This is a genomic window from Billgrantia gudaonensis (assembly GCF_900100195.1).
Lineage (GTDB): Bacteria > Pseudomonadota > Gammaproteobacteria > Pseudomonadales > Halomonadaceae > Halomonas > Halomonas gudaonensis.
The window spans coordinates 214,078-226,928 of the sequence record NZ_FNES01000006.1 but is presented as its reverse complement, the minus strand read 5'-3'; the positions used below and the strand labels follow the sequence as shown (position 1 = coordinate 226,928).

Below are 12,851 nucleotides of genomic sequence, written 5' to 3'. Positions count from 1 at the left end.
CTTCTTGAGGATGGCTTCCTTACGCTCTGCGGGGTAACGCATGTTGATCACCTCTCAATCCGTTTAGGTGACAACTACGTTGACGCATAGGGCCGGCGACGCCCATGCCATGACGAGGGTCGTCAATCCGCACGGCAGGGATTAAGCAGTTGGTCAAAAAGCACTATATCGAGAGAGGCAGGAGGTTGACGGAACTCGCCCGATGACACCGAAACGCAATAAATTACAAAAAAACACGCTTCATGACGCTTCCGGCGGCTCTGCATCCGACAGTTCGTACACCCACACCAGAATCTCGGCAATGACCTGATAGAGAGCCGGCGGGATGCGCTCGTCGAGGTCGAGCCCCATCAGCAGCGATACCAGCTCAGGGGCATCGTGCACGTAGATCCCCTGGCGCCGCGCTTCGCTCAGGATACGCTCGGCCATGTCACCGTAGCCCTTGGCCAGTACGCGGGGCGCATCGTCGCCGTCACGGTAAGCCAGCGCCACGGCCTGCCGACGCAGAGGCTGTCGCGAGTCAGCCATCGCCGGCATCCTCCCCACCGACCAGCCGAGTATCGATCAACGCCTCTTCCAGCCCGGCCGACAACAAACGCTCCTGCAGCCGAGACGCCCCTGCCCGAAGGCTCGACAGCGTCGCCTCGTCGGCGGAACGCAGTTCGACGCGCACTTGGGTGTCCTTCAGCCACAGCGCGACCTTGATCTCGCCCAACCGCGGCACCTCGAGACGCAGTTCGGAATGCCAGGTCTGCTCTTCCTCGCCGTCGTCGCTACGCTCTTGTTCGCCCCCCTGCCCTTCGCGTTGGGCGGCTGCGGGTATCTGCACCATCAACGCCATGAAGATGCCCGACCAGACATCGCCCTCCCAGCGCAGCACGGGAGACACCAGCATCTCCAATTGGTGACGCACCAGGCTCTGCAGGCTTTCGTGGACCGGCTGCTCGGCAACGCCACCGCGTGCTTGAAGCGCTCCCGGCTCGGTCGTATCGCGAACGCTGGCCGCCTCGACTCCCGGCATCCCTGGCTGCGGCGCGGCACGCGACGCGGCCGGCGATGCCTCCCCGACAGCCGCCCCGACCCCCGGCAGAAGCGCCCCAGTGGCGGCATAGGAGCCTGCCGCCTGGGCCGCCCCTTTGCTGGCCGGCTGCGACGTGCCCAGCATGCCGGTCGCACCAGGCATGGGCTGGGGCACCTGAGAGCCGCGCGGCGCTGGCGTTTCGCCGCCCTGCGCACCGGTCACGCTGCCCAATGCGGCAGCCTGCCCCACTTGGCGCACGGCACTGGCCGACGCGGCGGCCTGGGGCGCGTTCGCCGTGGGGGCAGCCTGGCTGGTCGCACCTGTCTGAGCCGCCTGGTTGGCCATCCCCGGCTGGGCGCTTCCTTGAGCCAAGGCATTGGTCAGCGGTGCCCGCATGAGAGGCTGAGACGGCGTCGACGCTACCGGCGTGAACTGTAGGGTACGCATCATCTGCGGTTCGCGTTGCAGCTGCTGGCGGCTCATCTCGCCGCGATACCAGCGGGAAAGGTGCGATTCGTAGAACAGGCCGCTATCGCGCACGCCACCTTGCAAGCGTTGCGCCAGCTCCGTGGCATTCGGTGGCTCATCGGCTCTCATCAGCGGTACTTGGGTACTCAGCACGGAAGGCGGCGCTGGAAAGCGCAGCAGGACGTCGGCAATGGTGCGTGCCGATGCACTGAAGTGGGTCTGGGCGGAGGCTTGCTGAGTGGCTTCGGCCAGAGGCAGACGCTGACTGGGGGCTGCGCCGCGCTGCGGTGTCGGTGACAGACCGGTCAGGGGGGCGCCGCTCGGGCGCCGACCATCGAGCCGCGAATCGCTGTGCAGCGCTTTCGGCCCCTCCCCCGGGTTGACCGGGCGTACCGGCTCGTTGAGATCCCTCGGTGGCTGCACGTCGACGCGCTTGCCGAGCACCTGGTGCAGCAGGGTGTCGAGCAGCGGGGTGATACCGCTCACGGCGAGCCCTGACCGAAGCCGTCGCCCGGCGAGGTGCCCTGGCGACCGTAAGTGCGCTGCAGGTCACGCTGGCGTCGCGAGCGATCGATGAGCAGCCCCAGCTCGTCTCGACGCGCCATCAACTGCCGGCGAATCACCAGATCATCGGCGAGAATCGCCTCCAGCAGTTCGGCCTTGATCGCGGCATGACCGGCGGGGAGCTCGCACGCCGCATCCAGCGCCTTGAGGCGGTCCATCTGTTCGAGATACCCCTGCTGACGTTCGATGAGCGCATCCCAATCGGCCTCGTTGGCCAACGCCAGCATCTCGGCCGCCAGCGAGCGAAGCCGCCGATAGCCGGCAATCACCGCATCAGGGCCACTCGCCTCGCTCATGGTCATGTCATCCCTGCGCTTCGGCGGTGCCGATCTCGCGCCATGCCGAGGCGATATCGCCCAGCAGCCGCTCGGCCTGATCGAGGCTCTCGACGTCGTTGTGCAGGTTGGCAGAGAGCAGCAAGCGCGCAATGTAGTCGTACAGCGAGGCGAGACGCTCGGCGATCTCGCCGCCCTTCTCGATGTCCAGCGCAGCCGCCAAGCCATCGTTGACGATCTCCAGGGCCTTGGAGATGGACTTGCCCTTCTCGCCCGTGTTGCCGGCTTCGATGTGGATACGCGCCGCCCGGATCGCGCCAATGGCACCGTCGAACAACATCACGATCAGCCGGTGCGGGTTGGCCGACATCGTGGCGCTCTCGATCCCCACTCTGGCATAGGCACCGGCGCCACGCCCGTAGGCGGAAGCTCCTCGCATGGAACTCATGGTGGACTCCTGTTTCGATTCGCCCCCACCTCGACCCAATCGTCATGGGCAGGGAAAGCAGGCAATCAGTCTGACAAACTCTCGGCCGCAATGTGCCGGGAAAAAGGCCATCGTCTGCGGTTATTTTCTATGATCGGCCCATTACGCCACAACTTTAGCGCCGACGAGAGTTTCTCCCCCCAAGCGTTGCCCGAAAAGTCGTCGAGCGATGGTCTGACAAGGCAAGAAGCGGTGAAAAGACGGACTGGGCTCGCGCGCGAGCTCGCATGGCGCAAATGAGCACTTCGATCGGACTCGCGCACGAACCGATTTCAACGCCGTATGACCGAGCGCAGGCAGTTTTCAGACGAAGCATGGTCAGGTGGAAACGGGCACTTCCTCAACGGGCTCGCCCAACTGGCCGACGACGTCGCCGCGGATCACCCGCCCCAGCGCCTCGCCTGGCGGCTCGATGCGTTCGGTGAGTTGTACCTGGAAAGGGCGCTTCTGGGCGTCCAGACGCTGTATCCAGCCCAGCTCTCCCTTCTTGAACCGCACCAGCGAGCCCACCGGACGCAGCCCGAAGCATTGAATGTAGCGTTTGACCCAGCGCGGGTCGAACAACCCCGGCTCCTTGAGCAGATGACGGTAGACGCTGTCGATGGACCAGGCCGGACGGTCGGCCCGGTCACGGCGCATGGCATCCACCACATCGACGACGGCGCTCATCCGCGCCAGCTCATGCAACTGGTCGCTGGCCAGCCCGCCAGGATAGCCGCTGCCATCCAGCCGCTCGTTGATGCCCCCCACCACGGAGCGGGCCACGCTCGCCGAGAGCCAATGGCAGGATTCGAGCCCGTCGAGAACCGTCGCCACATGAGGCTCGAGCTGGGCACGCTCGTCGGGACCGAAGCTCTTCGCCTCCAGCAGCGACCTGGGCAGCAACCCCTTGCCCAGGTCGTGCACCATGGCACAGGCGGCCATTGCCTTGCGCACATCGCGCGGCACGCTGGTGCCGCCGGCCAGCGACAGGAGGTGCACGGCCACGGCCAAGCCATGGCGCACCAGCAACGGCTCGCGATCCAAACAGCGCGTGGCGAACAGCAGTGCCTCGGCATCTTCATCGGCCAGCATCAACAAGCGGTCGGCATGCCGCGAGAGCTGCACGGAGTCGAGGCGGCCATCCTGCTGGAGCTCCAGCAGTTGGGCGTCCAGATAGCCCGCCACTCGCGCCAGACGGCGCGCCATGGGCGTGGGGTACTCGAGCAGATTGCGACGCCCCACCGCCGGCGGCGTGGCCGACTGAGCCTGGAACAGCAGCGAAGGCAGCCGCCCGTTGTCTCCGTCACCGGCGCTGCGCATCGCCTCCCGCTCGATCTCGCGAACGAAATACCACAATTTGCGCTCCTGCTCACCGGTGATGGCCTCGAAGCGAAAGCCCACCCGCAGAGCCTGGCGCTCGGGGTCGGACGCTTGGTGACGGGGAGACCCCTTCACCGTGAAGCGGGTACCGTCGGGGAAACAGAGTTCGATTTCCAGCGGGTGGGCGGATGTCGCCAGCAGCGAAGCCACCGATGCCGGCAGCTCCAGCTGACAACCTTCCAGGGAAAGATCCTTCAGGTCTCCCTGAGCGGAGGCATCGTCGTCACCGCGCAGAATCGCGCCCACTTCCATGCCCAGGCGCAAGCGCGCACGAAACGATTCGCGACGCTGCAACTCCTCGAGGTAGAGCGGATAATCGCTCACGCAGACGACACGATCGCCACTGACGCTGCAGTTTTCCGCCTTGAGCATCGGGGTGCGCACCATCTTGCCGTCGATCTGCCCCAGCAGGCGAAAGCCCAGCCCGCGCTTGAGCTGGCTGCTCACCTCGCGAATGGCAGTCACATCGAGCAGCAGCGACTCACCCACCACCTGCTCGGTGAGCAACACCGGCTGCGGGCTGCTCGCCGGCTTGTCGAGCAGCAGCGACGCACCGCCCGGCTCGATCAACTGGTCGAGCAACGATTCGACCGCCGCCGGACTGGTGATGCGTGTGAAATCGTCTTGCGCCTGCGCCATCCTTGCCTCATCTCCAGCGGGCCCGCATGAGCGGCCCGAAACCACGAACCATCGACGACTGCCTCAACGCAGCCGCCGCCAAGAGGCGTTCGGTCGCCAGACATCACCTATCGGCCGGCGCCGGCAGATCTTTAGCGCTCGACGCCATGTCTCGGTCGACGAGATAGCCCCGCAGTTGGGCCAGCGGCATCGGGCGTGCGAAATGAAAGCCCTGGAAGATGTCGCAGCCGTGATTCTTCAGGTAGGTGGCCTGAGCGGCTTCTTCGATGCCCTCGGCCACCACTGCCAGGCCCAGGTGGTGAGCCATGGAGATCACCCCCTGCACGATGGCACTGTCATGCGCATTGCGCGTCACGTCGCGCACGAAGCTGCGATCGATCTTGATCTTGCCGATGGGCAACGCCTTGAGATAGCTGAGGCTGGAAAATCCGGTACCGAAGTCGTCGATGGAGACTTCCACCCCCATCGCGCGCAGCAGGCGCAGCGTCTCGATGGCCGTGGCCGTGTCGTTCATGAGGATGCCTTCGGTCAGTTCCAGCTCCAGATATTCCGCCGCCAGCCCGGTTTCCAGCAAGGCCTGCTTGAGGTTGTCCAGGAAGTTGGGGCGGTGGAACTGTAGCGGCGACAGGTTGACCGAAACACGGAAACGCCCCAGCCCGTCGCGGGCCAGCTCGCACATGTCGCGGCACGCCTGCCGCAGCACCCATTCGCTGATCGGCACGATCTGTCCGGTCTCTTCGGCCAGCGGGATGAACAACCCCGGCGACAGATAGCCGCGCACCGGATGCTTCCAGCGCACCAGGGCTTCGAATCCCGCCACGCCGCCGTCTCGGGCATCGATCAACGGCTGATAGTGCAGCTCGAAGTTGCCGCACTCGATGGCTTCCTGCAGTTCGTTGCGCAATGCCATGCGCGTGCTCACCTCATCGTTGATCTCACCGGTGAAGCACTGCCAGACGTTGCGCCCCTTCTGCTTGGCGCGATACATCGCCATGTCGGCCTGCTGAATCAGCTCGACGGGACTGTTGAGGTCGTCGGTGAGGAAGGCCACGCCCACGCTGGCGCCAAGGTAGAGCTCATGCACGCCGACGCGATAGGAACGCCCCACCCTAGCCAGCACCCGCTCGGCCAGGTTCAGAGCGTCGTCATCCTGCTTGATGCCGGGCAGCAGAATGACGAACTCGTCGCTGCCGAAGCGCGCCAGGGTATCGCCGGGATCGAGTTCGTCGCTCAGGCGCTTGGCCACCTGCACCAGCACCTGATCGCCCACCTCGTGCCCGAGGCTGTCGTTGATCGGCTTGAAGTCGTCGAGGTCGATGAACAGCACCGCCAGCCGGGTGCCCTGCCGCCTCGCGAGCATCACGTCATGCGCGAGGTGATCCTCGAACAGCGAGCGATTGGCCAGGCCGGTGAGCGCGTCATGGCTCGAGTGATACGCCAGCTTGGCCTCATAGGCCTTGTGCTGGGAAATGTCGTGCTGAACGCCGACGAAATGCGTCACGCTGCCGGCGCCATCGCGTACCGGCGCCATGAAGAGGTTGTTCCAGAACGGCGTGCCGTCCTTGCGATAGTTGAGCAGCGTCACGCTCGCCTCGCGGCACTCGGCCAGCGCCTGGCGCAGCTCGGTGAGCGCCTGCTCGTCGGTCTCGTTGCCCTGCAGGAAGCGGCAGTTGCGACCCAGCGCTTCGTCTCGCGAATAGCCGGTGATGCGCTCGAAGGCCTCGTTGACGTAGATGAGCGGCATGTCCGGCTGGCGCATGTCGGCAATGGTGACCCCATTGACGCTGGCCTCCACGCTGCGCTTGAGGATGAGCAGCGACTCACGATTGCGCTCGCGCTCCACGGCCAGCGACACCAGATCGGCCGCCTCGATGATGCGTCGTCGGTCATCGGCGGATGGTACGACGAACTGGCGATAGTAGGTGGCGAAAGTCCCCAGCACCTGACCATTGCTGCCGATGACCGGGTAGGACCAGCAGGCTCGCAGGCCATGCTCCGCCGCGATGTCGTGGAATCCTCGCCAGCGGGCGTCGTTGGCGATGTCGCCGCAGATCACGAAATCGCGCAGGAAGGCCGCTGAGCCGCAAGCGCCCTTTCCCGGCGCGATGGGCACGCCCCGCACGGCCGTCAGGAACGCCCCGGGCAAACTGACGCTGTAGGTCTCGTCCAGGCGCTTGCCTTCGCGATCGCTGAGCATGATCGACGACAGCGCACCCGGCGACTGAGCTTCCACCATGCGGCAGATCGCCTGAAGCGTCGATGCCAACGGCTTGTCGCGGGCCACCATGGTCTGCACGCGCTGCTGCGCCCGCAGGTGGCGCTGGGTATTGGCCAGGGTCACCGAACGGCGCGCACTGAGGCTCGCCACGCCCAGGCTGAAGGCCATCAGGTAGCTGAGAATGAAACCGCCGATCCCCACGCCCACGGGCAACGCTCCGGCCAGGGTCGGCGATTCGGCCGTCGATGCATAGCCACGGGCTTCCATCGGCGTACCGCCGGGCAGCATGACCAGGTTGCGGCTGAGCTCGATGCCGGGTTCGCCATGGTCACCGGCATTGAGCGGCAGTTGGGCGCCCTCGCGATGCAAGGTGACCACCAGCGGACTGACGTACGAGCTCACCTCGCGACTCAACAACCGCTCCAGGTCGATCACCGCCACCAGCTGGCCGCGCGGCCCCTCCTCCCACGGCAAGGGCACGGCCACCATGGCCAGCTCCGGGCGCTCGTCGTCGGGCAGAATCCAGCGCGGATAGGGGCCGCCGACGGCCAGCCAGTCGTACAGCCAGCCATCGTCACGGCCGAGCCAGTACCTGACGCCAAAGGCCGGGTCACGATCGTGCCCCCAGACGATACGTTCGTCGTCATCCTGCCAGTGCAGCGAAACCAGGCCGGGAGTGTCGCGAAAATAGCTGGTGAACTCGAGTTCACGCAAGCCGGCTGACGGCAAGCCACCCAACTTGCCCCAGCGCTCGGCCATGCGCTGCAGCAACAGCTGATGCTGATCGATCTCGCGTTCGGCCGACACCTTGAAGCTGCTCAGCATCTCCCTGGCCTTGGTCAGGCGGGCATCGTACTGCTGCCAGGTCAATGCGAACCACACCAGCGCCGTCGCGGAAAGGCTGACTGCCAACGGCAACATCACCGACCGAGGCAGCATGGCGGGCAGCTCGGTCAGGTTGCGACCCACCAGCACCAGTGCAGACCCCAGAAACAGCGCAGGCAAGGCAGTGAACGAGGACGAGAACGCCAGTGACCAGAAGGAGGGCAGGTCCACGGCCGGCCACAGCTCGGCCATCAGGTTCCCACCGCTGATCAGCATCACGAAGATGCCGGAGCCCACCCAGAGAATGCGCGTCCTGGTGGAGCGTGCCCCCAGAATGAAACACACCGCCAAGGCAGCGACTACGAAGCTGGTGAGCGGCATCACCGGGAAAGGCCAACCTCTCGACACGCCATCCAGCGGCGCCGGCAACCACGCGAACAGCGGCACCGCGGCCAGTATCGACAACACGACGCCACACAACCGCCTCTCGCGCGCTCGTGCCAGCAGCGTCGCCAGCAAGCCGCCTCCGGCCAGCAGCATGATCGGCAGGCTGGCCAGGGGTGGCCGCCACTGCGCCGGCAACTGCCAGGCCATCAAACCGTTGATGCCCCCCATGACGAGCAGCAGCACCGCCACCATGGCCAGCCAGGTATGGATTGCCACCTGCTGCGTGCTATTGGGCATGCAGCCCCCGTAGGAATCGTTGAGCGTATCGCTTGGGGATACTATCGGCAGCAGTCCAAGCGACTTTAGGCCATGGCTCAGGCAGGCGTCGGACCATGCCCGCCAGACGACACCGCCTTCACGACTCAGTCGACCGCCAGTGCATCGCTGGCCGCCTCGGCCACGAGGGCCCGGTTGCGCCCCGTCTCCTTGGCACGGTAGAGCGCATCGTCGGCTCGCTTGAGCGCCTCCTGGGCCGGCTCGTCCTGGCGCAGCTGCGTCACGCCGATGCTGGTGGTCACGGGAATCCGCTGCTGCTGGCGGTCGGTGAACTCGAACACTTCCACGGCATAACGAATGCGTTCGGCCACCTCGAGCGCCCGCTCCTCGTCGCTGCCGAGCAGGATGACCACGAACTCTTCCCCGCCGTAGCGCGCCACGCAATCATGCTTGCGAGTCTGCCCGCTGAGAATGCGTGCGAACTGGCAGAGCACGTTGTCACCGACGGAATGGCCATGGTTGTCGTTGATGCGCTTGAAGTGGTCCAGGTCGAGCATCAGCACCGAGCAAGGCGCTCGACCTTGCTGTTCGCCACCTTCGATCTCGCGTTGCCACGCCTGGATCTTCTCCAGATGGACTTCCAGAGCACCGCGGTTGAACAGCCCGGTGAGCGGGTCATGAGTCGCCTGGCGGTAGAGCCGCAGCAGCAAGCTCAGCTGGAAATGATTGGCGGCCATGCTGACCACCAGCAGGCTCGACAACAGCCAGAACGACTCCACGCCTCGCCCCGTCATCCAGGTACCGTCGACCGTCTGGGCAAAACCCAGCAGCGCCAGCATGGCCAGGCCGGCACACAAGGACTCCAGCAGCGTGAAGGGAAACACGCTGAGCGAAGCCACCAGCAGAAAGGGTATGAACCCGTAGCCCACCAGATCCTGCACCGCCCTGTCGGGCAGCATCGCCAACACCAGCACGTAGAAGCCTGCCGGCAACGCCAGCAACATTCCGGCGCAGAAGCGAATGCGGCGGATGCGCTCCACGCTGAACAGCGCCAGCACCAGCACGCCGACCAACCCCAACATCAGTACCACGCGCCCCAACAGGGTATAACGCAGCAATTCAGCCGGCAGCACCAGGGAATCCACGACGATCCACAGCGGTGAAAGCAGCGTGAAGATGATGCCCAGCGCCAGCACGCGGCTGCGCAGGTAGTGCGCATGGGCGAAGGCGAAATCGCGGGAGTGATTGCTGCTGCTGAGGGTATCGCGTAGCGAACTCAGGCCCACGAAGAGCTCATGATTCACCTCCGGCGGCTCTGCCAAGGCATCCATGTGGCGCTTCTTCGGGGTTGCGACGCTATCCTCTGACTTCCTTGACGACATGGCGAAACCTATCGGCGATATCGGGCACCCGGCACTCCTGCCGGCCTGTCCCGTGTACGGTGGTCGAACGCAAACGGTGATGGTAGCAGAGCGCTCACGTTGAAAAGCAGCCCCCGTTTGACCTGAGCCAAGTCCACGACGAAAAACCCGGATCACGTAAGCCGCTGAATGTCGGCAAAGCGCCCATCCGACGAGAAATGCAGACGAAACACGCCATGCACGCCATCGCGCGTCACCACGCGTCGCAACGCCTCCGCCGGGAACACCACCGACCGTCCGTCCAGACTGCGCGTGTACACCAGCCCCGCCCGTCCTTCGTAGTGCGCCAGGCAGGCCTCATGAGAGAGTTCGATCACCACATCGATACTGGGCATGGAAAGCATCGGCCCGCGGGCCTCGTCGTAAACGCCTCGTTGATCGATACCCTACCCCATTCGCTCCATTTCGCGGACATTCGCCATGCCTCTCGGCTCCGTCACCGGTCACGCCGCCGTGAGCGACATCACGATCCGCGACAACGCCAGGCGGCGAGTCGCTGCAGCAAGGCCGCCACCAGCAGGCCTGACGCCAACCAGGCAAGCCAAGTGAGAATCGACTGGTAACCGGAAGGCGGTTCATGCGGCGGGCGAAATCGCAGGCCGTATTCGGCCAGGCGGGTAACCAGATAGACCAGGCTGGCGACCAATGCCAGCGGCATGGCAGCCTGGCGAGCCGCCAGCCAGCCGATGAAGCGACCGGGCGACCGCGATGCCGGCGCCGCACGCCGGGCAGCAGGCTTGGTCGCACGCGCCTTCTGCACCGCCGGGCGAGCGCGGCGAGACGCCTTTCGACGCCCGCTGCGCGCTCCCCCCCGGCGACTGCGACCCGGCAAGCGCGCCAGGCACCACAGCGCCCCGCGCCACAATACCCAACCCACGGTGAAGGAAGCCGACGCCACCAGGCCGCCCATGATCAGAAAATAGGTCATACCGTTCCACGCCATCCTCAGGCGATTCGGCCAAGCTCCTGCAGCGTACGCAACAGACGGGTCACGCTTTCGCTGGACTGGGCGTATTCCGCCATCAGCGCCTTCAGGCGCTGCTCGAAGGTATCGACCTCCATCTCGCGCAGCGCCCGTGCGAAGGCATCGTCGAGTTCGCGAAACTGGCGCAGTTTCTCACGCTCATCCAAATGACGGTGGGCTCTCTGTTTCTTCATTGGCATCCATAGAGTATCTGGCAGGTGGCTCCGGTCGGCCTCTGCTGGCGACAGTATATCGTCCTGGCCAACGTCAACGAAGCACAGACATTCCGACACCGATTCCACTTCGCAATTCACAGCCGTTGCCAACGGAACGGCAAAGTATGCACAAACGCTCAACGAGCGCTACCAAACTTGCCTTCGAAACCGCCAACGTCGCATAAAGACAAAAGCAAACGTTACTAACCCTCGAGACAACCCGCCAGGAGACCTCTCATTCATTGCCGCTACCCGGCCACGACGATACTACGACGATGGCAGACCTTGACTTGCCACCTGGAATACCGCTAAGGGCCAGATAATGTTCAATGAGATGATGCGAGCGGAAATCTGGCTGCAGGACCACCTGGAAAGTCAGAAAGGAATAGACGATCTGGCAAGCCGACTTGGATACTCGACCTCACAGGTCCGGCGCCGTTTCAAGCAGAGGTTCGGCATTACCCCGAGTGCCTATCGCGACATACTGCGCTTGGAAAAGGCTGCCCGCCTTCTGACCCTGACGCCGTTGAGCATCAGCACGATCGTCAGCGAATGCGGGTATCGCAACCATTCGGCCTTCAGTCGTGCCTTCCAGCGCCATTTCGGGCTGAGCCCGCGACAATACCGGCAACAGCAGCGTGCTCGACTGAGCGAACGGTGCCCAACCACGACACCGCCGGCTTTCGAGGTGCGTCAGCACTCGGTGCGCCAGGCACTGGTCACGCGTGTCTACAAGCCCCTGAAGCGCATCGGTGACATCACGCGTCTGGCCAGGCAAGCCCACGGCGGCGAGAGTCTGACCGGCAAGCTGAACCGAGCGCCCGGGCTGGCCGTGGTACACGGCCTGCCACTGCCCAGCGAGCTGGAGCGGGTCGACCTGGGGTTGATGGTTCCTCCCAAGGCCGTCGATAGCCTGGCCATCCCCCCCACTTTCCGCCTCGTCGAGCTACCGCCTCGCCAGCATGCCTGCGTCGTCGTGGAAGCATTCGACGAGGTTTCGAAGGCCGTGCAGCAACTCATCGTTCACTGCCTGCCGAAGAACCGGCGTCACGCCAACGGCGAACCCGTGCAGGTGCACTGGCATCCCCGCGGACTGGAGCTACGCCTGCCACTGCTCGAAAAGAAGTAGCGTGTGCCGGGCTCAAGAGCCCGGCACTGCACGCGACACGGCGTCGACCGCTTGGCCGACTTCACTCTTCGACGCGCACCAGCCAGCTTTCGACGGTATCCTGGCCGTACTGGTCTTTCCATGCCTTCAGCGTCTTCTGGTTGCCGCCGCGGGTTTCCACCACTTCCCCGGTATTGGGGTTCTTGTAGATCTTGAGCTTGCGCTTGCGACGCCCGCCGGTCGCCGGCGACTTGGCCACGGGCTTGGCGCCGCCTTGCGGATCGAGCAAGCCGATCACGTCCGCCGCGCTCTTGTCGAACTCGCGCATCAGCGCTTCGAGCTTGTCCTTGAACGCCAGCTCTGCCTTCAGGCGCTCATCGTTCTCCAGCTTCTCGAGCTCTTCCTGAATCTGCTTGAGCTGCTGCTCTTTCTGGACGTATTGACTGAGAAGAGACATCAACGGTTTCCTTTCTATGCATGAACAAATGGAATGCGGGCGCCAATTAGTACCGCAACTCTGTCTGAATGACAATAGCGTGAACGCGCGCACGGTGCCAGGGCGTAGTACACGACTTCAAGAAACGTGGTGAATGATCGACAGAACGGCGGAGTCAATCGGCG

The 12,851-nt window shown here is 64.6% G+C and carries 12 protein-coding genes; 1 reads left to right on the top strand and 11 read right to left on the bottom strand.

Translation table 11 applies throughout. The annotated features are described in order from the left end of the window. Positions 1–240: 240 nt before the first annotated feature. From BLP96_RS09640 to BLP96_RS09595, 10 genes are all read right to left on the bottom strand, one after another. On the bottom strand, positions 241–528 hold the full coding sequence (locus BLP96_RS09640) for an EscU/YscU/HrcU family type III secretion system export apparatus switch protein (protein WP_089685536.1): 288 nt from the start codon (positions 526–528) through the stop codon (positions 241–243). Then, entirely contained in the window at positions 521–1,975 is a 1,455-nt protein-coding gene (fliK, locus tag BLP96_RS09635) for a flagellar hook-length control protein FliK (RefSeq protein WP_089685534.1), read from the bottom strand. Before fliK ends, BLP96_RS09640 begins: the two co-directional genes overlap by 8 nt. Beyond that, positions 1,972–2,349, bottom strand: coding sequence for a flagellar protein FliT (locus BLP96_RS09630; protein ID WP_245682213.1), 378 nt, complete (start codon positions 2,347–2,349; stop codon positions 1,972–1,974). Before BLP96_RS09630 ends, fliK begins: the two co-directional genes overlap by 4 nt. A gap of 7 nt (positions 2,350–2,356) precedes the next feature. Further along, a complete protein-coding gene (fliS, locus tag BLP96_RS09625; protein ID WP_089685530.1) occupies positions 2,357–2,776 on the bottom strand; it encodes a flagellar export chaperone FliS in 420 nt (139 codons plus the stop codon). A 357-nt stretch (positions 2,777–3,133) separates the two neighbouring features. Next, positions 3,134–4,816: an HD domain-containing phosphohydrolase gene (locus BLP96_RS09620; RefSeq protein ID WP_089685527.1), complete on the bottom strand. Its 1,683-nt coding sequence runs from the start codon at positions 4,814–4,816 to the stop codon at positions 3,134–3,136. Between the two features lie 103 nt (positions 4,817–4,919). Beyond that, positions 4,920–8,543 (bottom strand): EAL domain-containing protein, encoded by a 3,624-nt coding sequence (locus BLP96_RS20340; RefSeq protein WP_089685525.1) that lies wholly within the window; start codon positions 8,541–8,543, stop codon positions 4,920–4,922. Positions 8,544–8,668: 125 nt separating this feature from the next. Next, entirely contained in the window at positions 8,669–9,853 is a 1,185-nt protein-coding gene (locus BLP96_RS09610; protein ID WP_176761502.1) for a GGDEF domain-containing protein, read from the bottom strand. 203 nt (positions 9,854–10,056) lie between these two features. Next, positions 10,057–10,278: a DUF2835 family protein gene (locus BLP96_RS09605; protein ID WP_089685560.1), complete on the bottom strand. Its 222-nt coding sequence runs from the start codon at positions 10,276–10,278 to the stop codon at positions 10,057–10,059. A 128-nt stretch (positions 10,279–10,406) separates the two neighbouring features. Beyond that, entirely contained in the window at positions 10,407–10,871 is a 465-nt protein-coding gene (locus BLP96_RS09600; protein WP_089685521.1) for a hypothetical protein, read from the bottom strand. A 17-nt stretch (positions 10,872–10,888) separates the two neighbouring features. Continuing rightward, on the bottom strand, positions 10,889–11,101 hold the full coding sequence (locus BLP96_RS09595; RefSeq protein ID WP_089685519.1) for a hypothetical protein: 213 nt from the start codon (positions 11,099–11,101) through the stop codon (positions 10,889–10,891). A gap of 343 nt (positions 11,102–11,444) precedes the next feature. On the opposite strand from BLP96_RS09595, the gene BLP96_RS09590 reads away from it, so the two are divergent. After that, positions 11,445–12,251 carry a helix-turn-helix transcriptional regulator gene (locus BLP96_RS09590; RefSeq protein WP_089685517.1) on the top strand — a complete coding sequence of 269 codons (807 nt, stop codon included), beginning with the start codon at positions 11,445–11,447 and terminating at the stop codon, positions 12,249–12,251. A gap of 61 nt (positions 12,252–12,312) precedes the next feature. On the opposite strand, the gene BLP96_RS09585 is transcribed toward BLP96_RS09590, so the two are convergent. Then, complete coding sequence (locus BLP96_RS09585; protein ID WP_089685515.1) at positions 12,313–12,687, bottom strand: histone-like nucleoid-structuring protein, MvaT/MvaU family; 375 nt, start codon at positions 12,685–12,687, stop codon at positions 12,313–12,315. Positions 12,688–12,851 lie beyond the last annotated feature (164 nt).

Coding starts and splice junctions, on each gene's coding strand:
- BLP96_RS09640 (WP_089685536.1), bottom strand. CDS start 528: ATGGCTGACTCGCGACAGCCTCTGCGTCGGCAGGCCGTGGCGCTGGCT.
- BLP96_RS09630 (WP_245682213.1), bottom strand. CDS start 2,349: ATGAGCGAGGCGAGTGGCCCTGATGCGGTGATTGCCGGCTATCGGCGG.
- fliS (WP_089685530.1), bottom strand. CDS start 2,776: ATGAGTTCCATGCGAGGAGCTTCCGCCTACGGGCGTGGCGCCGGTGCC.
- BLP96_RS09620 (WP_089685527.1), bottom strand. CDS start 4,816: ATGGCGCAGGCGCAAGACGATTTCACACGCATCACCAGTCCGGCGGCG.
- BLP96_RS20340 (WP_089685525.1), bottom strand. CDS start 8,543: ATGCCCAATAGCACGCAGCAGGTGGCAATCCATACCTGGCTGGCCATG.
- BLP96_RS09610 (WP_176761502.1), bottom strand. CDS start 9,853: ATGGATGCCTTGGCAGAGCCGCCGGAGGTGAATCATGAGCTCTTCGTG.
- BLP96_RS09605 (WP_089685560.1), bottom strand. CDS start 10,278: ATGCCCAGTATCGATGTGGTGATCGAACTCTCTCATGAGGCCTGCCTG.
- BLP96_RS09600 (WP_089685521.1), bottom strand. CDS start 10,871: ATGACCTATTTTCTGATCATGGGCGGCCTGGTGGCGTCGGCTTCCTTC.
- BLP96_RS09595 (WP_089685519.1), bottom strand. CDS start 11,101: ATGAAGAAACAGAGAGCCCACCGTCATTTGGATGAGCGTGAGAAACTG.
- BLP96_RS09590 (WP_089685517.1), top strand. CDS start 11,445: ATGTTCAATGAGATGATGCGAGCGGAAATCTGGCTGCAGGACCACCTG.
- BLP96_RS09585 (WP_089685515.1), bottom strand. CDS start 12,687: ATGTCTCTTCTCAGTCAATACGTCCAGAAAGAGCAGCAGCTCAAGCAG.